This is a genomic window from Blastomonas natatoria (assembly GCF_003201955.1).
GTDB classification, from domain to species: domain Bacteria; phylum Pseudomonadota; class Alphaproteobacteria; order Sphingomonadales; family Sphingomonadaceae; genus Blastomonas; species Blastomonas natatoria.
This window is the reverse complement of sequence record NZ_QJJM01000012.1, coordinates 39,112-62,712: the sequence shown is the minus strand read 5'-3', so window position 1 is coordinate 62,712 and position 23,601 is coordinate 39,112. Positions and strand designations below refer to the sequence as shown.

The window sequence follows — 23,601 nt, the reverse complement described above, 5'->3', positions numbered from 1 at the left end:
CCGGCAAGCAAGATGACCTTGGGTGCGCCATGCGGCAGATGTCCTGCGCAGACGAAAAAAATGCCTCTTTCCAACCGCGTGGCGAGGTGTCAGCAAGGGTACAACCGAGAATCCAATGAGGTCGCCTTATGCTTTTTGCCAAACGCATCCTTGCCGCCTGTTCCCTGGCGGCGCTGACGGTGTCTTGCAGCGGCGAGATTCCGTCCGATCCTTCAGCACAAAGCACCGGCATCGATACCGCCAGCGATTGGGGCAAGTTTCTCGACGGGTTCCTGACCGGCTATTTTCCGCGCAATCCCGATTTTGCGGTCTATCAGGGGCGGCACGAATTTGACGGCAAGCTGCCCGACTGGTCGGAGGAAGGGCTGGCGGATCAGATCGCGTTTCTCGAGAAGACGCTGGTCGATGCGCAGGCCATGGACGCAGGCAAGCTCGACGATGCGCAGAAATTCGAGCGTGGCTATCTGATCGCGGTGGTCAAGGGCAAGCTGTTCTGGCTCAAATCGGCCGACTGGCCACACCGCAACCCGGCTTTCTACACCGGCACGCTCGATCCGTCGGTCTATGTGACGCGGCCCTATGCCGATGTGACGACGCGGGCCAGGGCGTTCATCGCCTATGCGCGTGCCGTGCCGAAGGCGGCCGAGCAGATCAGGGCGAACCTCAGATCGCCGCTCGACCCCTATGCCATCGATTATGGCGTCAATGCGTTCGGCGGCTATGCCACCTTCTTCACAGGCGATGCGCGCGCCGCTTTTGCCCAGGTCGAAGATGCGGCCGTCAAGCAGGAGCTGGAGGCCGCAACGGCCGAGGCGAGCAAGGCGATGCAGGGGCTGGCCGACTGGCTCAAGGCCGAGAAGGCGACCTCAAAGGTCGGCTATGCCATCGGCCCGCAACTGTTCTCGCAGATGCTGGCCGATACCGAGATGGTCGACCTGCCACTTGCCGAGCTGAAGGCGATCGGCGAGGCGGACCTCAAGCGCAACCAGCAGGCGCTGGCCACCGCCTGCGCGCAATTCGCGCCAGGCGCGACCATGCCCGATTGCATGGCCAAGCTCGCCAAGGACAAGCCCGAGGATGGCCCGGTGGCCGAGGCGCGGCGGCAGCTGCCCGAATTGCGCGCCTTCCTGGTCGACAAGGATCTGGTCTCGATTCCCGGCACCGAGGAAGCCAAGGTCGAGGAATCGCCGCCGTACAACCGTCAGAATTCGGCCTATATCGATATTCCAGGGCCGTACGAGAAAGGCCTGCCGTCGGTCTATTATATCTCGCCGCCCGACCCGTCATGGGCTCCGCAAGTCCAGGCCGAATATATTCCGCCGAAAAAGGACCTCTTGTTCACCAGCGTGCACGAGGTGTGGCCGGGCCATTTCCTCAACTTCCTCCACGCCAACCGCGCCAAGTCGTTCTTCGGCCGGCTGTTCGTCGGCTATGCCTATGCCGAGGGCTGGGCGCATTATACCGAAGAGATGATGTGGGAGGCAGGGCTCGGCCAGGGCGATCCCGAAGTGCATGTCGGCCAGCTCGCCAACGCGCTGCTGCGCAACTGCCGGTATCTCTCGGCCATCGGTCTGCACACCGGCGGCATGACCGTCGACCAGTCGATCGCGCTGTTCCGCGACCAGTGCTATGTCGACGAGGGTAATGCCCGGCAACAGGCGCTGCGAGGCACCTATGACCCGGGCTATCTCAACTATACGCTCGGCAAGCTGATGATCCGCAAGCTGCGCGCCGACTGGACGGCGGGCAAGGGCGGGCGCGAGGCGTGGAAGGCGTTCCACGATGCCTTCCTGTCCTATGGCGGCCCGCCGGTGCCGATGGTGCGTGCAGCGATGATGGAGGAGAAGACGCCCAAGGCGATATTTTGAGCGCTCAGCCCTTGAGCGGAGCCGGAGGATCGTTGTCCGTGACCTCGGTCAGCGATCCGCCCATCTTTTCGCACTCGCCCGCCTCTGTGAACTTCCAGGCATTGCCCTGGTAATCCACGCTGGAAGTGCCCGCGCAGCTGGTGCCGGGTCCTGCAGCGCAGTCATTCTGCTTCGCCAGCGCAATGCCATAGCATTTTTCCTGCGCGGCAAGTTCGGTCGCGGCCTTGTCAATGGCCTTGGTGCTGGTCTGCTCGGTCTCTGCCTCTGCCGGCTTTTCCGATGAACAGGCGGCCATCGATGCGGCAGCGATCAGTGCGGAAGCGAGCGCAGCAAGGCGGGGATTGTGCGACATGGGCGGGGCTTTCTGGTGGGTTGCGTCCTTGCTTATGGCTGACACAAGGCGCGCGAATCGTCAAACCCCGCAGGCTTCACCCTTTGCCCCCGGTCGCCAAAGCCGCTAGAGCGCGCCGCCATGACCGAGACTTCTCCCAGATTCGCCTTCTCCGTGACCGCGCGCGACGGCAAGGCGCGGCTCGGCGAACTTGCCATGAAGCGCGGCACGATCCGCACGCCCGCCTTCATGCCGGTCGGCACCGCTGCGACGGTCAAGGGCATGAAGCCTGCCGAGGTTCGCGAACTGGGCGCGGACATCATCCTGGGCAATACCTATCACCTGATGCTGCGCCCCGGCGCCGAGCGCGTCGCGCGGCTGGGCGGGCTGCACAAATTCATGGACTGGCCGCGCCCAATCCTGACGGACAGCGGGGGTTATCAGGTGATGAGCCTGTCGGCGCTGACCAAGGTGACCGAAGAGGGAGTCGCGTTCCGCAGCCATCTGGATGGTTCGAAGCACATGCTGAGCCCCGAGCGTTCGATGGAAATCCAGCGGCTGCTCGGATCGGATATCGTCATGGCGTTCGACGAGCTGGTTCCCGCGACCGCGACGCGTGATGTCCAGGCGGCGGCAATGGAACGCTCGATGCGCTGGGCACGCCGCTCCCGCGAGGGCTTCGACAGCGGCGGTGAGCATGCGCAGCGCGCGGCCCTGTTCGGCATCCAGCAGGGCTCGCTCGACGAGCAGCTGCGCCAGCAATCCGCCGATGCGCTGCGCGAGATCGGCTTTGACGGTTATGCCATCGGCGGGCTTGCGGTGGGCGAGGGGCAGGAGGCGATGTTCGGCGTGCTCGATTATGCGCCCGGCCAGCTGCCCGAGGACCGTCCGCGCTATCTGATGGGCGTGGGCAAGCCCGACGATCTGGTCGGCGCGGTCGAGCGCGGTGTCGACATGTTCGATTGCGTGCTGCCGACACGATCGGGGCGCAACGGCCAGGCGTTCACCTGGGACGGGCCAGTCAACATCCGCAACGCCAGGCACGCCGAGGATCAGGGGCCGTTGGACGAGGCGTGCGGTTGCACCGCCTGCACCCGGTTCAGCCGAGCCTATCTTCACCATCTGGTCAAGTCGGGCGAGATGCTGGGCGCGATGCTGATGACCGAGCATAATCTGCGCTTCTACCAGGACCTGATGGCGGCCATGCGCGCAGCGATCGGCGAGGGGCGGATGGCGCAGTTCGGCAACGATTTTCGCGCGCGCTATTACGCCAGGCAGGGCTAGCGCTTGCGCGGCCGGTGATGTCTGGGGGACGAGCAGGCTTGAATTGCACCCGTGCAGGCGCGACACCGGGGCACATGATACACGCGCTTGTCCCTCATGACGATTTTCCGCCGCCCCCAGGGGTCGGCCTTTCGGTCGGCTGGTCGATGGACGCGCAGAGCCGATTGCGCATCGACTATCATGTCGATGATCCCGAATGCCTGATCCGCTGGCACGACAGCGGTTCGGGCCGCACGGATGGCCTGTGGCAGCACAGCTGCCTCGAGGCTTTCGTCGCCTCTCCCACGACGCCCGGCTATGCCGAATTCAACCTTGCCAGATCGGGCGCCTGGGCAGCCTATGCCTTCGATGCCTATCGTGCCGGGATGCGCGACATGGCGATGGAAGAAGAGCCGCAGATCATGACGGACGCTGCGGGCCTCTCGGCCGTCACGCTCGGCCTGAGCGGACTCGCGTCGCAGATCGGTGCTCCGCCCTGGCGGCTGGCCATCACTGCCGTGATCGAGGCGCGCGACGGCAGCAAATCCTACTGGTCGCTTGCCCATCCGCCAGGAAAGCCCGATTTTCATCACCCCGATTGTTTTGCCGCGCAGCTTGGCTAAACAGCGCGCATCCTGTTGCAGCGAGGGCCCATATGCTTTTCGGTATCGATCGACTTCTGGCAGAGCCTGATCTGCGCGCACCGCTGAAAGGGCGACGCGTCGCACTGCTGGCGCACCCCGCCTCGCTGACGGCAGACCTTGCCCACTCGCTCGATGCCCTGGCTGCGCTGGACGATATCACGCTTACGGCCGCTTTCGGTCCGCAGCACGGCCTGCGCGGCGACAAGCAGGACAATATGGTCGAAAGCCCGGATTTCATCGATCCGGTTCTCGGCATTCCGGTGTTCAGCCTCTATGGCGAAGTGCGGCGCCCAACCCAGGCGATGATGGACAGTTTCGATGTGATCCTGATCGACCTGCAGGACCTGGGGTGCCGTATCTACACATTTGTCACTACACTGCTGTACATTCTGGAGGCAGCGGCGGCGCAGGGCAAATCCGTATGGGTGCTCGATCGCCCCAATCCTGCCGGGCGTCCGGTCGAAGGCCTGACGCTGCGCGAGGGGTGGGAGAGCTTTGTCGGCGCTGGGCCGATGCCGATGCGCCATGGTCTGACACTGGGCGAGATGGGGCACTGGTTCATCCGCCACTACGGACTGGATGTCGATTACGGGGTTGTCGCGATGCAGGGCTGGCAGCCCGAAACCGCGCCGGGCTTCGGCTGGCCGTCGGATCGCCTGTGGATCAACCCCAGCCCCAATGCGCCCAATGTGAACATGGCGCGCGCCTATGCCGGCACGGTGATGCTGGAAGGCACGACGCTGAGCGAGGGCAGGGGCACCACCCGTCCGCTCGAGATCTTCGGAGCGCCGGACATCAACGCGCGCCACGTGATTGCCAGGATGCGCGAACTGGCGCCCGAATGGCTGGCCGGATGCGCCCTGCGCGAAATCTGGTTCGAGCCGACTTTCCACAAGCATGTCGGCGAGCTCTGCCATGGCGTGCATATCCATGCCGAGGGGCGCTTCTACGACCATCAGGCTTTCCGTCCCTGGCGTGTTCAGGCCCTGGCGTTCAAGGCAATCCGCGCGCTCTGGCCCGATTACCCGCTCTGGCGCGACTTCCCGTATGAATATGAAATCGGCAAGCTCGCCATCGACGTGATCAACGGCGGCCCGCTGCTGCGCGAATGGGTGGATGATGCAGCGGCCGAGCCGGGCGATCTGGACGCGATCACGCGTCCGGACGAAACAGCCTGGGATGGGATCGGGTCGTTCGGCCTCTACTGACACGAACGGCGCTTGCGCGACTGGGGCCGACAAGCCCCAAATGTTGATAGGTTTGCGGTTACTATTTTTTCACAGACTCGCGCTAATCCGCCGTTATGGGGGCAATCTTCACAGTTCAGGCCGATCCGGTAACCAACCTCGTTCGGCATTATCTGGCCGGCTTTTTCGAGGCGGCCGATGTGGAGCGCTATGTTGCGGCCCGCGATGCGGCCCATGAACAGCTGACCTGCGGCCCGCACGCGCATGTCACCCTGGTGGATGTTCGCGACATGAAGATCCAGCCGCAGGAGATCGTGCAGGCCTTTGGCTCGGTATTGGCCAATCCCCGCTATCGCTCGCGCAAGCTCGCCTTCGTGTTTTCCCTCTCGCTCGCGCGCAAGCAGCTTGTCCGGGCAAGCGAAGGGCGTAGCGCACGGTTCTTCACCGATATAGACGAGGCCGAGGCGTGGCTTCTGGCCATGGACGACGAACTGACGCCGACCCGCATGGCCGCAAAGGCCGCGCATACCCCCGAAAAGACGCTGCGCCGCAGGTTCGGCTAGGCCAACCCGCCGCGCGGCCGCCAGATGCGGCTGACGCGATCGTGACGGGATAGCGCTCAGTTTCCGGCATCGAGATAGGCTCGGGCTTCGCTGTGCGCAGTGGGATTATCGTCTGCATCTTCCGGCAGTTCCAGCGCACGCCGATACAGCCGCCTTGCCTCCTCGCGGTCCGATGCCGCACCGGCCGCCAGGGCCTCGGCGCGCTCAAGATGATTGCTTGCGGCTGAAGCGCACAGTTCGGCGCTGGGTCGAAGCAGTTTGAGGCAGGCCTGATCGAACGTCTCGACCAGCTGGGCCAGCTCGGTTGCATTCAGCCGGGCCGCAGGTTCGTACAGTCGCCAGCAATGCTCCTGCATGCCGCCAAGGCACGCCTTGATGTCCGCAAGGAACAGCAGGCCGGTGTCGATCGTCCGGATCGGGGGATGCTCCCGCATCGCCTCGGCCAACTCGGCGCAGCGGGCAAATCGGGTGCCGCAAGCCTTGTCGAGATAGGCTATCTGACGGTCCCAGCCCTCGGCGCTGGAGTCTTCGCGCCGGACCAGACTTGCCGCAAGCGAGCAGCCCGCGCCCGCACCCGCACTGCAGGCGCTGTCCGCCAGCGCCGCAATGCGCGCGCTGTCCTTCGGTTGCGGACGGCCATCAAGCCATAGTGCCAGTTGCGCGCAGGCGCCCGGGCGCTGCTGCCTGCATTCGGCGTCCAGTGCCGGATCGATGGCAGCGGCAAACCGCATGGCGAGCGCCGGATCATGAACCGGCGATACGGAAGGTTCGGTGAGCGCCGCGCCAGCGACGCAGGATGCGCCATGCCTAAGGTCGAAACAGGCCTTGGCAAGGAGAGTCACCGCCCGAGGCTTGTCGATCATTGTCGCATTGGTCGCCAGCATGTCCGCCAGATTATGGCAGCCGATGGCCAGGTTCTTCTCGCAAGCGGCGGAAAAAAGGGTGTTCGCTCTGGCCCAGCGGTCCGCTGCAAGCTTCAGGTCCCGGCGCGCGCCGCTGCGTGCAGCGGCAATCTCCGCCTCACCAAGGCAGCCCATGCCAAGCCCCGCCCTGCATGCCCGGGCAAAGGCGGCCGCCGCCCTGTCGATATCCATCGGCTGCCACGCTGCATGGCGTGCCGCCATTCCCGCCACAAGACACGCTTGATCCGACCCGGAAGCACAGGCCTGGTCGGCGGTTCGCAGGTCCTCGAGGGCAACCACCGTGCCATCGGGCATCGTCAGCTGGGCCCCAGCCGGACCTGCGAGCAGAACGGCAAGAGCGGCGCCGAAAAACCATCTGAAAATGTTCATCATTCCTCCGTCGGACTGAGTTCCAAAGGCGGCAATCCCAGCGCGGCGTCAAGATGCCCGCGTTGAAGAATGCACATCGTCCGAGAAGCGAGATCAGCCAATCCATCGACCATTTCTGCAAGCCTGCACGGCTGACAGCAAGACAAGGTTTGACGAGGGTGTTTGCAGGTCAGTCCCCGCGCGCTTTGCAACCGGGTACATGCCGAAGGACGGCTGGCGCAGCCGCTAAGGCATGAAGGGACTCGCAGTTCCGCAAGGCTGGTTGCGTCAGTTGATCCGGGCCCTCGCGCGCATGCGCTGAACATCAGACGACCGGTCAATCCCCAAATCGGTGGGGTCAGTTAACATATAGCAATAAATCAGGGCCGGTCTGGCGAGGATTGTCTGCGATTTCTGCAAACGAGACGCATATTTCATTGGACGTCAAGCAAGCTGGACGGATAAACCGGCTGAGGCGTGAGCAGCGCTGCCGTTTTCAAAGTTGCGGCCGTTTGGCGATTGAATGCAGCGGGAGCATCTCATGGGCGATATCCAGCCATTGCGTATCGAGGACGCGACCAGCGCTGCGGAGCTGGATGCGCTGTATGCCCGTGCGCCGCTGGGCCTGGGTCTCGTCGATCGGGAGCTCCGGTTCGTCCGGGTGAACCCGGCGCTGGCCGACATGAACGGCGTTCCGCCCGAAGCGCATGTCGGCAGGAAGGTGTGGGACCTGGTGCCCGATCTGCGCGCGACCGCCGAACCCATCCTGCTCAGGGTGATCGAGAGCGGGGAACCGCTGCGCGATGTTGCGATTACCGGCACGACACTGGCCTATCCCGGCCAGATCCGCGAGTGGCGCGAGCAATTCTATCCCATCTTTGCCGACACTGGCGAGGTTACCGGTATCGGCATCATCTGCGAGGATGTGACCGAGCAACGGAGGCAGGATCGCGAACTGCGCGAAAGCGAGGACCAGCTGCGCCGCGTGCTCGACCAGCTGTTCGCCTTTGTGGGTGTGCTCACGCTTGACGGGCATGTGGATTATGCCAACCGCGCCCCGCTGGAGGCTGCCGGGCTGGCGCTTGCCGACGTGGTTGGCAGGCCGTTCTGGGACGCGCCATGGTGGTCTTATGACACGGCAGTGCAGGATCGGCTCAAAGCGGCGGTCGCGTCGGCGGGGACCGGGCAGGTGGTGCGCTACGACGTGCCCGTGCAACTCGGCGACGCGCTGGTGACGATCGATTTCCAGCTCGCTCCGCTGCGCGATGCCACCGGCCAGATTGCAGGGCTGATCCCTTCGGGCACGGTGATCGAGGAACGGGTTCAGGCAGAACGGGCGCTGCGCGCACTCGCTGATGATCTGGAGATGACGGTGGCCCGGCGCACCGCTGCGCTGCACGAGGCGAACGCCCAGCTGACCGACGAGATCGCCCGCCGCGAGGCGACGCAGGACGCCCTCATACGCAGCCAGAAGATGGAGGCGATGGGGCGGCTGGTCGCTGGCGTTGCTCATGATTTCAACAATATCCTCGCCGCCGTGCTGAGCGGCTTGGCACTGATCGGACGCCGGATCGACGATCCCGATGCGCTCAAGCTGGTCGACATGAGCACCAATGCGGCCATGCGCGGCACCGGGCTGGTCAAGCAGCTTCTGGCCTTTGCCAGGCAGCAGCGGCTCGATCCGGAACGGATCGATGTTGCGACCTTTCTCGCCGAACTGGAGCCGCTGCTGCACGTTTCCGCAGGCTCGGGCATCAGCGTGACGATCGAAAATGACGGTCAGTGCGGGGCAATCATGGCCGATGCCGCGCAGCTCCAGTCTGCCCTGCTCAATCTTGTCATCAATGCGCGCGATGCCATGCCCGATGGCGGGTCGATCTGCATCGTCGCGCGCATGATCCGTGTGCCTGGGGATGTGGTGGGATGCGAACTGGCCGATGGCGATTATGCCGCGATCAGCGTGATCGACAATGGCAGCGGGATGACGCCCGAAGTGCTTGCACGCGTTGCCGAACCCTTTTTCACCACCAAGCAGCCCGGCAAGGGCACTGGCCTTGGCGTGTCGATGGTGCATGGCTTCACCCACCAGTCGGGCGGCGGCCTTGCGATCGAGAGCGAGCCGGGCAAGGGCACCGCGATGACCCTGTTTCTGCCGCGATTGGCAGAAGGGCAGGGCATCGTCCAGTAATGCAATCAGGCGCCGCCGGCGATGCCGACAGCGCCTGAGCGCACCAGGCTAGCCCCCCAGCCGGGCGTCAGAAGTCGAAGCGCAGCGAGGCGGAGACCGTCCGTCCGTTGATTGCCCGGGCAAAGCCGATGCCATTGGCCGGAACGCTGGCCTGGTTCACCTCGAAAATGCCCAGCGTGTTGAACACGTTATTCGCATTGATCTGCAGGCTGCCGCCATTGAACAGCTTGACATGGCCGAACAGGTCGACCGTGGTGAAGCCGGGCATGACCAGCAGGTTCGAATCCTGCGAGAAGCTCTTGGTCACACCGACGATGCTGGCACCGATGACGGCCCGGCCAAGATCGACCGAAGGTGTGGCAAAGAAGGTCCAGTCGGGCTGGTGGCGCGGTTCCTTGCCGGTCAGTGTCGGATCGAGCAGGTCGCGGGTAATCTTTGCCTTGGTATAGGTTGCGCCGATCATCAGGCTGAACGGACCCTTGTGGACGCCGCCCTCCATCTCGACACCAGTCGCACGATAGCGGCGGTCGGTGCGGTTGGCCGCGCCGTTGATCACATTATGGTCGGCCGCCGTGACACGGAACGCCGTGGCGTTGAACGTCAGGCCGTCCTTGCGGAACTTGAAGCCGCCTTCGAGCTGCTTCACATTGTCCTGCTCGTCCGTCCGGCTGCGGATCGAGCCATCGGCATTGTTGATCAGCGGGGTGAACAGCACCTTGTCGGCATTGGCGCGGGCGCCCTTGCTATAGCGTGCGAACAGCGAGAACGGTTCTGCCGCGCGATAGTTGATCCCTGCCGAATAGCTGAGATAGCCGTAATTGTAGTTGACGGGTGCAGACCGGTCGAACGGAAGGAAGGCGACCCGCCGCTCTGCCGGGTTGATCACGCCATCGCTGTTGATGTCCTGCGTGATCAGGCCGACACTGCCATTGTTGAGATCTGCGCCGACCAGCGAACCGCGCACCTGGCCGGTATCGTAGCGCAGGCTTCCGCCGATCGCGATCTTGCCGAACTGGTAGTTGACCGATCCGTAAGGCGCGAAGACCTTGTAGTTCACGTCGAACGCGCGGCGGAACAGGCTGGTCGCGCGGGCAAAGGCGAAATAGCCATTGAGCGTCTGCGGCTGACCTGCCGCGTTGAAGATGTCGACCTGGGCAGTGCCATTGTTGCCATTGGCATCGATGTTCATCGCGGTGTGAAGCCAGGTGGTGTTGAGGTCCTGGGTTGCCAGATAGGCACCGACCGTGGTGGTCAGCTTGCCGTCGGGCAGTTCCCACACCTTCGAGGCGCGGATGTCGTTGGTGAAATTGTCGAGTGAGCGCGCACGCACGAACGAGAAGAAGTAGAGCGACAGCAGGCCGTTGCCGTTGATCATGGCATTGGGATCAATCAGCTGGCCTGCCAGCGGTCCATTGGCATAGCGCGCAAACGCGCCGACCCCGCCTTGGCCAGCCGCAAACGCCGACACGGTATTGGCGGTGTTGGGAAAGCCGCGGCTGAAATCGCCGCCATTGGCGGCATAGCGCATGCGTTCGGTGATCGTCCAGCCGGCCACTTCGAACTGGGCCTCAATCCCGATCGACTTGGATTCGGCGCTCTGGCCGGTGGCGACCGGGAAGGCGGCAGGCTGGTTGTTCTGGTCCAGCGTGATCACCGGGCCAAGGAAGGAGGACAGGATGGTGTCGTCGCGCAGGTCGAAGCCCGGGAAGCTACGGATGCGCGGATTGGCGTTGGTACCGGTAATGTTGGCGAAATAGGGTGCGAAGGTCGGCGAGCGGTCATCGAGATACTTGAGATACAGGCGGACATAGCCGTTCTCGAACTCGCGGGTGATGTTGAACTTGACCTGGCCGCCCTTCCAGCCGTCGAACCCGTTGTTGCGCGGGCCTTCGCCCTGGCGATAGAAGCCGCCGATATGGAAGCGGGTGTTCTCGCCCAGTCGGCCGCCATAGGTGAAATCGACGCGCTTTGTGTCGAAGTCGATCCCGGTGGTCAATTGAACGGAGCCGCCTTCGACATCGCCGGTGCGCGACAGGATGTTGATCAGCCCGCCCGGCGAATTCGACGCGAAGGTCGAGGCCGAGCCGCCGCGGATCGTCTCGATGGCGTTTACGGTCAGGTCGTTGCGCAGATAGACATCGGCGCCCACGTTGAACAGGTCGGCGAACTCCAGCAGCGGCAGGCCGTCTTCCTGGATCTGCATGTACTTGGAGCCACCGGCGGCAAGCGGAAGGCCGCGCACGGTATAGTTGTTGTTGCCTTCGCCGATGCTGGTGGCGACGCGCAGGCCCGCCATGGTGCGCAATACCTCGCCGATCGGACGCGGGCCGAGCAGCGTGATATCGTCTCCGCGCAGCGCACTCGTCGAGGTGGCACTGTCAAGCCGGTCGCGACCCTTGGCGACGCCGGTGGAGAACATCTCCTGCGGGGGCTTGGCGGCCGTGCCGGAATCCTGCTGCCCGGCATCGGCCTCGACCGCCTCGGCTGTCGCGCTGTCTGATGCGGCTGCGGATTCCGTGGCGGCCCATGCGGGTGCGGCCAATGCGAAATAGGATGTAACCAGCAGCAATGCTGTCTTGGACATGATGTGTTTCCCCTGCTCGAACCAGCGCCCTCACGCTGGCAACCCATTGCGGGGCTGCTCCCAAGCCCCGATAATCGAACGGCTATGGGGAGTTGGTAAATTTTGTGTTGACTTCAAATTTGAGGAGTTTCCATTCAAGGCTTTGGAATCATTGTAATTTTTGGCAAGGAGATTTACGACATAAATTGAAATTATGACGTCATAGGCGCGCCGGATGGGCCCTCTTGCGCCTCGAGACCCCCGAAAAAAGGGGTAAGCGCCATGCTGATTCGGAAGCGATATCGTGATTCGCATTAGGTTCGCGCGGGAGGCTGGTCGCGGACGCACAGGGCGAATGACAGGGACCATCCCGCCTTGAATGCCGCAGAGGGACCGGAGCGATGCCAGGCCTTACCGTGGGGAGACGTCACGGTTCCGATTTGCGATGGCGGCTTGCCCATGATGAGCAAGCCCCAGGGCAGGTTGGGTTGCTGGCCGACAGCCCGGTACGCGCGCAGCCTGGCCGCGCGCGATCTGGTTCAATCCGGCGGTGACGCCAATTACTGATCGAGGAAAGAGCGCATCTTGCGGCTGCGCGAGGGATGCTTGAGCTTGCGCAACGCCTTGGCCTCGATCTGGCGGATGCGTTCGCGGGTCACCGAGAATTGCTGGCCGACTTCTTCGAGCGTATGGTCGGTGTTCATGCCGATGCCGAAGCGCATGCGCAGCACGCGTTCCTCGCGCGGGGTGAGCGATGCCAGAACCCGCGTCACGGTTTCCTTGAGGTTCGCCTGGATCGCGGCGTCCACCGGGATGATCGCGTTCTTGTCCTCGATGAAATCGCCCAGGTGCGAATCCTCCTCGTCGCCGATCGGCGTTTCGAGGCTGATCGGTTCCTTGGCGATCTTCATCACCTTGCGAACCTTTTCGAGCGGCATCGAAAGACGCTCGGCCATTTCTTCCGGGGTCGGTTCGCGGCCCTGCTCGTGGAGGAACTGGCGGCTGGTGCGCACCAGCTTGTTGATCGTCTCGATCATGTGCACCGGAATGCGGATGGTGCGCGCCTGATCGGCGATCGAACGCGTGATTGCCTGACGAATCCACCAGGTCGCATAGGTCGAGAACTTGTAGCCGCGGCGATACTCGAACTTGTCGACCGCCTTCATCAGGCCGATATTGCCTTCCTGGATCAGGTCAAGGAATTGCAGGCCGCGATTGGTGTACTTCTTGGCGATGGAAATCACGAGGCGCAGGTTCGCCTCGACCATTTCCTTCTTCGCGATGCGCGCCTCGCGTTCGCCCTTCTGCACCATGTTGACGATGCGGCGGAACTCGCCCAGCGACATGCCGGTGGCAGCCGCAATGTCCGAAATCTCGGCGCGGATACGATCGACCGCACTCGCTTCGTTGGCGGCGAAATTGGCCCATTTCTTGTCGATACCGGCCATGGATTCGAGCCAGGCTTCGTCCATCTCGTGCCCGACATAGCGGTCGAGGAAATCCTTGCGCGGCACCTTGTGACGCTCGGCCAGGCGCAGCATCTGGCCGCCCAGGGCGGTCAGGCGGCGGTTGAACGAGTAGAGCTGGTCGACCAGATACTCGATCTTGTTGGCATGGAACTGCACCGACTCGACCTCGGCGGTCAGGTCCTCGCGCAGCTTCTGATAGGTCTTTTCCTTCGTAGCGGGGAAATCGTCGCCGATGCTGAGCGCATTGAGCCGCTCGCCCTGGATCTTCTCGAACTTGCGGAAAAGCGCGGTGATCTGCGCGAACTTCTCGAGCGCGGCAGGCTTGAGCTGCGCCTCCATCTGCGCGAGGCTGAGCGTGTTGTCTTCCTCGTCATCCTCTTCGGGACGGCGCGTGCGACGCTCGGTCAGATCGTCCTCTTCGTCCTCCGAATCGGTGACTTCCTCGACCTCGTCCTCGTCCTTGAAGCTGGGACCAGCGGTCTTTTCGCTGATCTCGCCATCATCGTCGCTGTCTTCGGACAGGCTTTCGGGCGCGGGATCCTTGGACAGCATCGCATCGAGATCGAGGATCTCGCGCAGCTGCATCTCGCCGTCGTTGAGCGCGGTCGACCATTCGATGATCGCGTGGAAGGTGATCGGGCTTTCGCACAGGCCCAGGATCATCGTGTCGCGGCCAGCCTCGATGCGCTTGGCAATGGCAATCTCGCCCTCGCGGCTGAGCAGCTCGACGGCGCCCATTTCGCGCAGGTACATGCGCACCGGGTCATCGGTGCGGTCCATCGTCTCCTTCTTCTTTTCGGGAGAGATGTTGAGCTGTTCCGAACCGTCATCGACCGCGTCGCTGTCGTCGACCGGTTGCTCTTCGGCACCTTCTTCGTCATTCTCGACGATGTTGACACCCATTTCGGAAATCGCGGACATGACGTCCTCGATCTGCTCGGACGACATCTGGTCCTGCGGCAGCGCCTCGTTCAGCTCGTCATAGGTGATGTAACCGCGCTTCTTGGCGCGCGCGAGCAGCTTCTTGACCGAGGCTTCGTTGAGGTCGATCAGCGGCGCATCGGTGCTGTCGGCCTTGCTGTCTTTCGGTGCCTTGCTTGCCAATTCCGTAATTCCTGTCACCTGTCTCACCCGGGCCCACGTCCCGGCACGGGTGAATTATACTGTCTTATCAGGCCCTGAGCGGCCGTTTCAAATATTTCGCGTCAGCCTGCGTGCCGATCTGGCGCGGTGGTGGCGATGGGCGGCAACGCCAGGGGTTCCCGCTGAATCAGCCTCGCTCCGTCAATTCGATCAGGCGCTGGTCAAACGCTTCCTTTCTTGCCCTTAGCTGCTGCTGCTCCAAAAACAAACTGTCTTGCATGTCATTTTCGAATCGGCGCGTAACGTCCTGCAACGCCGCTTCCAGCCTCGGGCGCGTGATCATAACCTCGATGGCCTCTGCAAAGTCTTCCGCAATCCGGGCCTCTCGCAATGGATCGACTGGTTCGAGCGTCGACGTGCAGAAGGAAAATGGCGGATTTCCGCCGGATTTCAGCCTGCCTACAGCGTCTGCCAGTCCCTTGGATTGCAATATGGTCATCAGCGATGACGGATCAAGAGCGTGCGGCGCGTTGTGATGGGCGGCATCAAGCAGCGCATCGAGCAGATCGGCCCAGCGGTCCGCGAGGGTCACGAACTCGCTCAGTGCCTCGCTGTGCTTCAGGATCAATGCGGGGCGCAGGGTCAGCCCGGTGATAACGCCGCGCACGATCAGGTCGCTCATCGGCTGGCGGCTGAAGGCGCGCAATTCCTCGCTCGGCGGCACGGGCTCGTCGCGCCGCTGCCAGGTCTTGCCCGATCCGCGCTGAGGTGCGGCGCGGGCAGGGGAGGTGGCCCGGGCGCCGAAGAACAGGTCGGAAAAGCGCTGGCCGATTTCCCGGCGGTACAGCGCCTTGATGTCGCCATCGGCAATCGTGTCGGCATGCGCATTGAGGCGCGCCTTCAGCCCCGCGCGGTCTTCCGGGCTGGTCAGCGGCTGCGCAGCCAGTTCGTGCGACCAGAGATGATCGAGCAGCCCTGCGGCCTGTTCGAGACAGGTGGCGAAGGCTTGCGGACCCGAGGCACGCACCAGATCGTCCGGATCCTGCCCGCCGGGCAGCGAGACGAAGCCGAGCGACTGGCCAGGCTTGAGCAGGGGGAGGGCGCGCGAGGCAGCGCGCATCGCGGCCTTCTGCCCGGCATTGTCCCCGTCGAAGCAGAGCAGCGGGCGATCGACCATCTTCCACAGCCGCTCGATCTGATGCTCGGTGAGCGCCGTGCCCAGCGGCGCGACGCATTCGCCGAACCCCGCCTGGGCGAGTGCGATCACGTCCATATAGCCTTCGACCACGACCACGCGGCCCGACTGGCGCGATGCGGGGGCGGCGAGGTGCAGGTTGTAGAGCGTGCGCCCCTTGTCGAACAGCGGCGTATCGGGAGAGTTCAGATATTTGGGCTCGCCTTGCCCGAGGATCCGCCCGCCAAATGCGATGACGCGACCGCGCGGATCGCGGATCGGGATCATGATGCGCCCGCGGAAACGGTCGTAAGGTGCCTTGTCGTCGACCTTGATCAGCAGCCCCGCCTCGATCAGCAAATCCTCGTCGAGATGGCCGAGCGCAGACTTGATCCCGGTGCGGCTGTCGGGGGCAAAGCCGATGCCGAAGCGCTGAATCGTCTCGGCCGACAGCCCCCGGTTCCTGAGATAGGCGCGCGCCTCTTCGCCCGCCGCGCTTCCAAGCTGCGCAACGAACCAGTCCTGCGCCGCCTGGCAGACATCGTGCAGCGACGCCTTCGCTTCCGCCTGACGCGCTGCGCGCGGATCGGGCGCGGGCACGCTCATCCCCGCCTCGGCGGCCAGCTCCTTCACCGCGTCCATGAAGCCCAGGCCCTGATGATCGGTCATGAACCGAATCGCATCGCCATGCGCCCCGCAACCGAAACAATGGTAGAAGCCCTTGTCGTCGTTGATCGTGAAGCTGGGCGTCTTCTCGTTATGGAAGGGGCAGCACGCCTTGTATTCTCGGCCTGCGCGCTGCACCTTCACATGCCGCCCGATCAGCGTGGACAGCGTGATCCGCGATCGCAGTTCGTCCAGCCATTGCGGGGAGAGGGTCATGCGGCTTCGTACCCTGAAGATATGGCGGGACCATGTCTGCCTGATCTGAGAGCTACCACGGGATGTTTTCGTCTCGGATACGTCCCTCGACTTCGCTCGGGACAAACGGGGAGGGGTGCCTGGTTCTTGGGTGGGGCTGGTTCAAGATTGCTGCGGGCTAGCGTCATAAAGGTTCGGCCCCCCCGGCTTCGATTGAATTCTCCCCACCTCCGTTTGTCCCGAGCGAAGTCGAGGGACGTTCGTGGGGCGGTCGAGCGAAGTGACTGACCATTTGCCAATCCCCATTGATTAGCCCAATTTTTTTTGCCCTTGACCAAGACTTGACCTGCTTCTCCACCTCGATCGCGTCTCCCCGCGTCTGGTAGTATTCGCTCCACACCAGTTCCACTGGTCGCCTGCGAGAGGTGAAATCGCAAAATCCGCCGTACTGGTGCTCGCCTAGCCGCCGCTCCAGATCATCTATCTGGCCAGTGTAACACTTTCCGTCGGCGCATTTGAGGATATAGACCCAGAAAGCCATGTTCTGCCTCGTGAACGGTTGCGCTTACGTCCCTCGACTTCGCTCGGGACAAACGGATGTGGGGTACCTGGGGTGGGCTTGGGTTACCCAAGGTACGGGTAATTCAACCGCCCGCCAAAGCCTCCTTTACCCAGGCGCTGGCCTTGCTCATGTCGAGTTCGCTGCCGTGGCGCGCCTTCACCTCGGCCATGACGCGCCCCATGTCCTTGAGGCTGGCAGCGCCCGTATCGGCGACCACCTTGGCGATGGCGGCCTTGGCAGCGGCCTCGTCCATCTGCGCGGGCAGGAACTCCTCGATCACCGCAACTTCCGCCGCTTCCTGCGCGGCGAGCTCGGCGCGGCCGCCCTGTTCGTACATGGCGATCGATTCGCGGCGCTGCTTGATCATCTTCTGCAGCACTTCGGTGACCATCGCATCGTCATCGGCAGGCGCGGCCTGGGTGCGCAGCTCGATATCGCGGTCCTTGATCTTGGCCAGGATCAGGCGGACCGCGGCGGTGCGCTCCTTGTCGCCCGCCTTCATGGCAGAAACCTGCGCAGCTTTCAGCGAATCGCGAATCATGCGCGCGAACCTTTCTTTCCCGTGGATTTTGGAACAAGCTTCCAGCCTAGCCGGATAAAAATGTTTTTCATAGATTGACCGTGCAAGCCCCGCGCGCCTAGTGACCCGCCAATTTGGCCGCTGACCGGCAGGGCGCGTCTCAGGGCTTTGGCCCCGCATCATCCTGCCATATCCTGCGGCCCGGCACATTCGCGACTCATACCGCAACGCAAGGAACACGATCCATGGCGCACGCCACCACCTCCGCTCAACCCCAAGGCGCGACCGGCCTGCTGCTGCTGGCCGATGGCACCGCGATCTGGGGCAGGGGCTTTGGTGCCGCAGGGGCCAAGGCGGGCGAGGTGTGCTTCAACACCTCGATCACCGGCTATCAGGAAATCCTGACCGACCCGAGCTATGCCGGGCAGATCATCACCTTCACCTTCCCGCATATCGGCAATGTCGGCGCGAATCCCGAGGATGTCGAGGCCGATGTCCCCCAGGCGCTGGGCTGTATCGTGCGCGAGGATGTGACCAACCCCAGCAGCTTCCGCTCCGCCCAGCATTTCAGCGAGTGGCTGGGCGCGAACGGCCAGATCGGCCTGTCGGGCATCGATACCCGCGCGCTGACCCGCCGCATCCGTGAAGCCGGCGCCCCCAATGCGGTGATCGCCCACGCGCCCGATGGCGTGTTCGACATGCCCGCGCTGCTCGCACTGGCACAGGGCTGGCCGGGGCTCGAGGGCATGGACCTGGCGATCGAGGTCACCGGTGCCGATACGCGCGGCTGGCAGGGCGGCAAATGGACACTTGGGGCTGGCTATGCCCAAATGGGCGAAGGTGAGCGCCCGCATGTCGTCGCGATCGATTATGGCGCGAAGCACAATATCTTCCGCTCGCTGGTCGAGGCCGGTGCGAAGGTGACCGTGGTCCCCGCCAAGACCTCGCTCGAAGAGATTCTGGCGCTGGAGCCGGCGGGCGTCTTCCTGTCGAACGGCCCGGGCGATCCCGCCGCGACCGGCGCCTATGCCGTTCCGGTCATCCGGGGCCTGCTCGAGCGTGACGTGCCGATCTTCGGCATCTGCCTCGGCCATCAGCTGCTCGGCCTGGCTGCCGGCGCACGCACGACCAAGATGCACCAGGGCCATCGCGGCGCGAACCATCCGGTGAAAAGGCTGGAAACGGGCCCAGGATTTGGGAGGGTCGAGATCACCAGCATGAACCATGGCTTTGCGGTCGACGCCGCGACGCTGCCCGCCAATGTGGTCGAGACGCACGTGTCGCTGTTCGACGGCAGCAATTGCGGCATCGCCTTCACCGACAGGAACGCTTTCGGCGTGCAATACCATCCCGAAGCCTCGCCGGGCCCGCAGGACAGCTTCTACCTGTTCGAGAAGTTCGTGAGCGGCCTCAAGGCTCCGGCGGCCGCCGCGTGACCCTCAAACTCCCCCCCGTCGATCCTGCCCGCATGGAGCAGGAATGGGCTGCCGATCAGGATGTGCTGCGCAATCTGGCCGCCAATGGCGATCAGGCCAGCATCCGCCGTTCGGTGGACGTGAGCTTTCGCGGGTCGGAGGACAATCTGGAGCGTCTGTCCGAAGCGGCGGAAGAGCTGGGGCTGACCGAGCTCGGCCATGAGGACGATGCCGAGGGCGGCGACCCCTGGCTGTTCCTTGAGCGGGTGCAGGCGGTGGACGAGAAATCTATCCGTGCGCTCACCGAGCTTTGCCTGCAGATCGAGCAGCTGTTCGACCTCGAATATGACGGCTGGGGCTGCGAAGCGCAGACCGGCACGGTGCATTGATGGTCCGGTCAATCCTGCCAGGGATTGATCAGGCGGACGCCGGTCCAGGCGAAATCCGCCGTGTTGCGCGTGGCGACGGCTATGTTGCGGACGATGGCCTGCGCGGCGATCTGTGCATCGAGCGTGTTACCGCCCAGGGTGCGCTGGGCAGCAAGCTGGCCGAAGACATGCGCGTCATGGCGATCGAACGCGACGATGCGGTCCGCATAATCGGTTTCCAGCTGCGCCAGCCAGCGTTCCAGACGCGGCCGGAACGATCGGGCGCCGGGCTTTTCGAAGCCCGCCCGGATTTCGGCAATGACGAGCACGGACAGCAACAGGCGTTCATCATTTTCGGCGAGCCAGGCGATGACGCCCGGCTCGCCATTGCGGGATACCATCTCGCTCCAGACGTTGGTATCGACCAGAATCACTCAAAGTCTTTCGGATCGAACTCGAAATTGGTCAGCGGCTCCGGCTTGCGGGGCTCAGGTGCCCATTCGATGCCGCGGCCCAGCTCGATCAGCCGTTCGATCCGCGCGCGGCTTTCGGCCTTGGCTTCGGGCGTCTGTTCGGGCGGGAAGCCTTTGAACGGCACAGATGCATCGGCGACCGTCGGAGCGGCAGGCGCCATGCCCGCCGCCTCGATCACCAGCTGGCGCAGATGTTCTTCCATCGATCGGCCATGCGCGGCAGCGACCTGGCGGAAGCGCAGCTTGGCCTCATCGGGCAGGTTACGGACAGTCAGGCTGGCCATGACGGCCTCCTCGCAATGATTTCAATGCAATCAATGTATACAAAGAGAGCACGATAAACAATGCCCAAGCGCAGCGACATAGACAGCATCCTGATCATCGGCGCAGGTCCGATCATCATCGGCCAGGCGTGCGAGTTCGATTATTCGGGCACGCAGGCGTGCAAGGCGCTCAAGGAGGAGGGCTATCGCATCGTCCTTGTCAACTCCAACCCCGCCACGATCATGACCGATCCCGACATGGCCGACGCAACCTATGTCGAGCCGATCACCCCCGAGATCGTCGCCAAGATCATCGCCAAGGAGCGCGCCGAGCGTCCGAACGAGAAGCTGGTGGTGCTGCCGACCATGGGCGGGCAGACCGCGCTCAACACCGCGCTGGCGCTCGATGCCAATGGCACGCTTGAAAAATATGATGTCGAGCTGATCGGTGCGAAGGCCGAGGCCATCGACAAGGCCGAGGACCGGCAGAAGTTCCGCGAGGCGATGGACAAGATCGGGCTGGAATCCGCACGCTCCGGGATTGCGCATACCGTCGAGGAAGCGCTTGCCGTGCTCGAACGCACGGGTCTGCCCTCGATCATCCGGCCCAGCTTCACCATGGGCGGCACCGGCGGCGGCATCGCGTATAACCGCGACGAGTTCGTCCAGATCGTCACCGGCGGGCTCGATGCCTCGCCGACCACCGAGGTGCTGATCGAGGAATCACTGCTCGGCTGGAAAGAGTATGAGATGGAGGTCGTTCGCGACCGCAACGACAATGCCATCATCATCTGCTCGATCGAGAATGTCGATCCGATGGGCGTGCACACCGGCGATTCGATCACCGTCGCGCCCGCACTGACGCTGACCGACAAGGAATATCAGATCATGCGCTCGGCCAGCATCGCGGTGCTGCGCGAGATCGGGGTCGAGACGGGCGGGTCGAACGTGCAGTTCGCGGTCAATCCCAAGGACGGCCGCCTGATCGTCATCGAGATGAACCCGCGCGTGTCGCGCTCGTCGGCGCTGGCCTCCAAGGCGACGGGCTTCCCGATCGCCAAGGTCGCAGCCAAACTGGCGGTCGGCTATACGCTCGACGAGATCACCAGCGACATTACCGGCGCGACGCCTGCGAGCTTCGAGCCGACGATTGACTATGTCGTCACCAAGATCCCGCGCTTCGCCTTTGAAAAGTTCAAGGGATCGAGCCCGCTGCTCGGCACCGCGATGAAATCGGTGGGCGAAGTCATGGCGATCGGCCGCAACTTCCAGGAATCGGTACAGAAGGCGCTGCGCGGGCTGGAGACCGGCCTGTCGGGCTTCAACTTTGTCGATCACCTCGTCGGCGCGCCGCACGAGGATATTGTCGCCGAACTCAGCCAGGCAACCCCCGACCGGCTGCTGATCGCGGCGCAGGCGCTGCGCGAGGGCATGACGGTCGAGCAGATTCATGCCGTCGCCAAGTTCGATCCCTGGTTCCTCGAGCAGATCAAGCAGATTGTCGACGCCGAAGCCGAGGTGCTCGCCGATGGCCTGCCGCGCGATGCGGCTGGGATGCGGCGCCTCAAGTCCATGGGCTTTTCCGACAAGCGCCTCGCCTATCTCGCGCTCAAGTCTGCGCATCTGCGCCCCGGCATGGGCCAGGCAATTGCGCGCGGCTCGGGCATGGTTCGCGACGCCGTGGTGGCGATGACCGGCGGAGTCACCGAGCAGGAGGTGCGCGCGCTGCGCCACAAGCTGGGCGTGCGTCCGGTGTTCAAGCGCATCGATACCTGCGCCGCCGAATTCGCGGCGAAGACGCCGTACATGTATTCGACCTATGAGGCGCCGACCTTCGGCGAGCCCGAGTGCGAGAGCCAGCCGACGACACGGCGCAAGGTCGTGATCCTGGGTGGCGGCCCCAACCGCATCGGCCAGGGCATCGAGTTCGATTATTGCTGCTGCCATGCGTGCTTCGCGCTCGGTGACGCAGGGTTCGAGACGATCATGGTCAATTGCAATCCCGAAACCGTCTCGACCGACTATGACACCTCGGACCGGCTCTATTTCGAGCCGCTGACCGCCGAGGACGTGCTCGAGCTGCTGGATGTCGAGCGTTCGACCGGCGAGCTGGTCGGCGTGATCGTGCAGTTCGGCGGGCAGACCCCGCTCAAGCTGGCCCAGGCGCTGGAGGATGCGGGCATTCCGATCCTCGGCACCTCGCCCGATGCGATCGACCTGGCCGAAGACCGCGAGCGCTTTGCCCAGCTGGTCGACAAGTTGGGCCTGAAACAGCCCGCCAACGGCATCGCGCGCAGCCGGGAGGAGGCGATCGCGGTCGCCAACCGCATCGGCTATCCGGTGCTGATCCGCCCGTCCTATGTGCTGGGCGGCCGCGCGATGGAGATCGTCGACGGCCAGGCGCAGCTCGAAAGCTATATCGCCACCGCAGTGCAGGTCTCGGGGGACAGCCCCGTTCTGATCGATCAGTATCTGCGCGATGCGATCGAGGTCGATGTCGATGCGATCTGCGATGGCAAGGACGTCGCGATTGCCGGCGTGATGCAGCATATCGAGGAAGCCGGCGTCCATTCGGGCGACAGCGCCTGCACCCTGCCGCCCTACAGCCTCGGCACGGACATCATCGCCGAGATGGAGCGCCAGACCAGGCTGCTCGCCGAGGGGCTGAAGGTCCGGGGCCTGATGAACATCCAGTTCGCGGTCAAGGGCGGGCAGGTCTATCTGATCGAGGTCAACCCGCGCGCCAGCCGCACCGTGCCGTTCGTCGCCAAGGCGATCGGCCAGCCGGTGGCGAAATATGCCGCGCGGGTGATGGCGGGCGAGATGCTGGCCAATCTGCCGGTCATCGACCGCAATATCGACCATATGGCGGTCAAGGAGGCGGTCTTCCCCTGGGCGCGTTTCGCTGGCGTCGATCCGGTGCTGAGCCCGGAAATGAAGTCCACCGGCGAGGTCATGGGCATCGACAGGGATTTTGCCACCGCCTTTGCCAAGGCGCAGATCGGGGCAGGGCTGGTCCTGCCGACCAGTGGCACGGTGTTCATCTCCGTCAAGGACAGCGACAAGCCGGTCATCCTCGAGGCTGCGCGCGGGCTGATCGCACTGGGCATGGATATTGTCGCGACCGGCGGAACGGCGCGCTTCCTGGCGGATAATGGTGTCGCGGTGACCGAGGTTAACAAGGTGGCGCAAGGGCGCCCGCATATCGTCGACAAGATCAAGGACGGCGAGATCGCGCTGATCTTCAACACCACCGAAGGGTGGCAGAGCCTGAAGGATTCGCAATCGATCCGGGCCAGCGCGCTGACAGGCAAGATTCCGTATTTCACCACTGCGGCGGCAAGTGCCGCTGCGGTCAAGGCTATGGCCTCGCTTGCCAGCACAAGCCTTGAAGTAAAGCCGCTGCAGGCCTATAATATACGACCTGACGCTTGAGCCCCCCGACAAGTGGTTAACCTCATGCGGCCCCGTTTCGGGCCGCATAGGGCTCTGTTGTCGGATGATTGGCCGGGCGTCGGCCATGGATGAAGGGATA

Annotated in this window: 18 protein-coding genes; 9 read left to right on the top strand and 9 right to left on the bottom strand. The window is 63.8% G+C overall.

Annotated features, from left to right (window positions below; genetic code table 11):
- Positions 1–128: 128 nt before the first annotated feature.
- Positions 129–1,868: a DUF885 domain-containing protein gene (locus C7451_RS14850; protein WP_110299752.1), complete on the top strand. Its 1,740-nt coding sequence runs from the start codon at positions 129–131 to the stop codon at positions 1,866–1,868.
- A gap of 4 nt (positions 1,869–1,872) precedes the next feature.
- Here C7451_RS14850 and C7451_RS14845 read toward each other — a convergent pair whose 3' ends face one another.
- Positions 1,873–2,220: a BufA1 family periplasmic bufferin-type metallophore gene (locus C7451_RS14845; RefSeq protein WP_110299751.1), complete on the bottom strand. Its 348-nt coding sequence runs from the start codon at positions 2,218–2,220 to the stop codon at positions 1,873–1,875.
- 120 nt (positions 2,221–2,340) lie between these two features.
- On the opposite strand from C7451_RS14845, the gene tgt reads away from it, so the two are divergent.
- The 4 genes from tgt to C7451_RS14825 all read left to right on the top strand — a co-directional run bounded on the left by tgt (position 2,341) and on the right by C7451_RS14825 (position 5,856).
- Positions 2,341–3,483 carry a tRNA guanosine(34) transglycosylase Tgt gene (tgt, locus tag C7451_RS14840; protein ID WP_110299750.1) on the top strand — a complete coding sequence of 381 codons (1,143 nt, stop codon included), beginning with the start codon at positions 2,341–2,343 and terminating at the stop codon, positions 3,481–3,483.
- Positions 3,484–3,557: 74 nt separating this feature from the next.
- Positions 3,558–4,085 (top strand): DOMON-like domain-containing protein, encoded by a 528-nt coding sequence (locus tag C7451_RS14835; RefSeq protein ID WP_146215385.1) that lies wholly within the window; start codon positions 3,558–3,560, stop codon positions 4,083–4,085.
- 32 nt (positions 4,086–4,117) lie between these two features.
- Complete coding sequence (locus C7451_RS14830) at positions 4,118–5,314, top strand: exo-beta-N-acetylmuramidase NamZ family protein (protein WP_110299748.1); 1,197 nt, start codon at positions 4,118–4,120, stop codon at positions 5,312–5,314.
- Between the two features lie 95 nt (positions 5,315–5,409).
- Complete coding sequence (locus tag C7451_RS14825; protein WP_110299747.1) at positions 5,410–5,856, top strand: hypothetical protein; 447 nt, start codon at positions 5,410–5,412, stop codon at positions 5,854–5,856.
- A 56-nt stretch (positions 5,857–5,912) separates the two neighbouring features.
- On the opposite strand, the gene C7451_RS14820 is transcribed toward C7451_RS14825, so the two are convergent.
- Positions 5,913–7,148, bottom strand: coding sequence for a hypothetical protein (locus C7451_RS14820; protein ID WP_146215384.1), 1,236 nt, complete (start codon positions 7,146–7,148; stop codon positions 5,913–5,915).
- A 520-nt stretch (positions 7,149–7,668) separates the two neighbouring features.
- Here C7451_RS14820 and C7451_RS14815 point away from each other — a divergent pair.
- Positions 7,669–9,315: a PAS domain-containing protein gene (locus tag C7451_RS14815; protein WP_167398568.1), complete on the top strand. Its 1,647-nt coding sequence runs from the start codon at positions 7,669–7,671 to the stop codon at positions 9,313–9,315.
- A gap of 67 nt (positions 9,316–9,382) precedes the next feature.
- Here C7451_RS14815 and C7451_RS14810 read toward each other — a convergent pair whose 3' ends face one another.
- The 5 genes from C7451_RS14810 to C7451_RS14790 all read right to left on the bottom strand — a co-directional run bounded on the left by C7451_RS14810 (position 9,383) and on the right by C7451_RS14790 (position 17,568).
- Positions 9,383–11,899, bottom strand: a complete 2,517-nt coding sequence (locus C7451_RS14810; protein ID WP_110299744.1) for a TonB-dependent receptor domain-containing protein — start codon at positions 11,897–11,899, stop codon at positions 9,383–9,385.
- A gap of 539 nt (positions 11,900–12,438) precedes the next feature.
- The gene (gene rpoD, locus C7451_RS14805; RefSeq protein WP_208625226.1) at positions 12,439–14,451 is read right to left on the bottom strand and encodes an RNA polymerase sigma factor RpoD; all 2,013 of its coding nucleotides are present in this window, start codon (positions 14,449–14,451) and stop codon (positions 12,439–12,441) included.
- Between the two features lie 166 nt (positions 14,452–14,617).
- Positions 14,618–16,486, bottom strand: a complete 1,869-nt coding sequence (gene dnaG, locus C7451_RS14800) for a DNA primase (protein ID WP_110299743.1) — start codon at positions 16,484–16,486, stop codon at positions 14,618–14,620.
- 163 nt (positions 16,487–16,649) lie between these two features.
- The gene (locus C7451_RS14795) at positions 16,650–17,006 is read right to left on the bottom strand and encodes a GIY-YIG nuclease family protein (RefSeq protein ID WP_110299742.1); all 357 of its coding nucleotides are present in this window, start codon (positions 17,004–17,006) and stop codon (positions 16,650–16,652) included.
- A 103-nt stretch (positions 17,007–17,109) separates the two neighbouring features.
- Positions 17,110–17,568 (bottom strand): GatB/YqeY domain-containing protein, encoded by a 459-nt coding sequence (locus C7451_RS14790; RefSeq protein ID WP_110299741.1) that lies wholly within the window; start codon positions 17,566–17,568, stop codon positions 17,110–17,112.
- A 224-nt stretch (positions 17,569–17,792) separates the two neighbouring features.
- On the opposite strand from C7451_RS14790, the gene carA reads away from it, so the two are divergent.
- Positions 17,793–18,983: a glutamine-hydrolyzing carbamoyl-phosphate synthase small subunit gene (gene carA / locus C7451_RS14785; RefSeq protein ID WP_110299740.1), complete on the top strand. Its 1,191-nt coding sequence runs from the start codon at positions 17,793–17,795 to the stop codon at positions 18,981–18,983.
- Entirely contained in the window at positions 18,980–19,351 is a 372-nt protein-coding gene (locus C7451_RS14780) for a ribonuclease E inhibitor RraB (RefSeq protein ID WP_110299739.1), read from the top strand. Before carA ends, C7451_RS14780 begins: the two co-directional genes overlap by 4 nt.
- Before the next feature lie 8 nt (positions 19,352–19,359).
- Here C7451_RS14780 and C7451_RS14775 read toward each other — a convergent pair whose 3' ends face one another.
- A complete protein-coding gene (locus tag C7451_RS14775; RefSeq protein WP_110299738.1) occupies positions 19,360–19,764 on the bottom strand; it encodes a PIN domain-containing protein in 405 nt (134 codons plus the stop codon).
- Positions 19,761–20,087, bottom strand: a complete 327-nt coding sequence (locus C7451_RS14770) for a FitA-like ribbon-helix-helix domain-containing protein (RefSeq protein ID WP_110299737.1) — start codon at positions 20,085–20,087, stop codon at positions 19,761–19,763. The genes C7451_RS14775 and C7451_RS14770 overlap by 4 nt, the downstream gene beginning before the upstream one ends.
- Positions 20,088–20,147: 60 nt before the next feature.
- Between C7451_RS14770 and carB the strand changes: the two genes are divergently transcribed.
- Positions 20,148–23,501, top strand: a complete 3,354-nt coding sequence (gene carB, locus C7451_RS14765; protein ID WP_110299736.1) for a carbamoyl-phosphate synthase large subunit — start codon at positions 20,148–20,150, stop codon at positions 23,499–23,501.
- Positions 23,502–23,601 lie beyond the last annotated feature (100 nt).

Coding starts and splice junctions, on each gene's coding strand:
- C7451_RS14825 (WP_110299747.1), top strand. CDS start 5,410: ATGGGGGCAATCTTCACAGTTCAGGCCGATCCGGTAACCAACCTCGTT.
- C7451_RS14815 (WP_167398568.1), top strand. CDS start 7,669: ATGGGCGATATCCAGCCATTGCGTATCGAGGACGCGACCAGCGCTGCG.
- C7451_RS14820 (WP_146215384.1), bottom strand. CDS start 7,148: ATGAACATTTTCAGATGGTTTTTCGGCGCCGCTCTTGCCGTTCTGCTC.
- C7451_RS14835 (WP_146215385.1), top strand. CDS start 3,558: ATGATACACGCGCTTGTCCCTCATGACGATTTTCCGCCGCCCCCAGGG.
- C7451_RS14770 (WP_110299737.1), bottom strand. CDS start 20,087: ATGGCCAGCCTGACTGTCCGTAACCTGCCCGATGAGGCCAAGCTGCGC.
- tgt (WP_110299750.1), top strand. CDS start 2,341: ATGACCGAGACTTCTCCCAGATTCGCCTTCTCCGTGACCGCGCGCGAC.
- C7451_RS14850 (WP_110299752.1), top strand. CDS start 129: ATGCTTTTTGCCAAACGCATCCTTGCCGCCTGTTCCCTGGCGGCGCTG.
- carA (WP_110299740.1), top strand. CDS start 17,793: ATGGCGCACGCCACCACCTCCGCTCAACCCCAAGGCGCGACCGGCCTG.
- C7451_RS14790 (WP_110299741.1), bottom strand. CDS start 17,568: ATGATTCGCGATTCGCTGAAAGCTGCGCAGGTTTCTGCCATGAAGGCG.
- carB (WP_110299736.1), top strand. CDS start 20,148: ATGCCCAAGCGCAGCGACATAGACAGCATCCTGATCATCGGCGCAGGT.
- C7451_RS14830 (WP_110299748.1), top strand. CDS start 4,118: ATGCTTTTCGGTATCGATCGACTTCTGGCAGAGCCTGATCTGCGCGCA.
- C7451_RS14845 (WP_110299751.1), bottom strand. CDS start 2,220: ATGTCGCACAATCCCCGCCTTGCTGCGCTCGCTTCCGCACTGATCGCT.
- C7451_RS14810 (WP_110299744.1), bottom strand. CDS start 11,899: ATGTCCAAGACAGCATTGCTGCTGGTTACATCCTATTTCGCATTGGCC.
- dnaG (WP_110299743.1), bottom strand. CDS start 16,486: ATGACCCTCTCCCCGCAATGGCTGGACGAACTGCGATCGCGGATCACG.
- C7451_RS14795 (WP_110299742.1), bottom strand. CDS start 17,006: ATGGCTTTCTGGGTCTATATCCTCAAATGCGCCGACGGAAAGTGTTAC.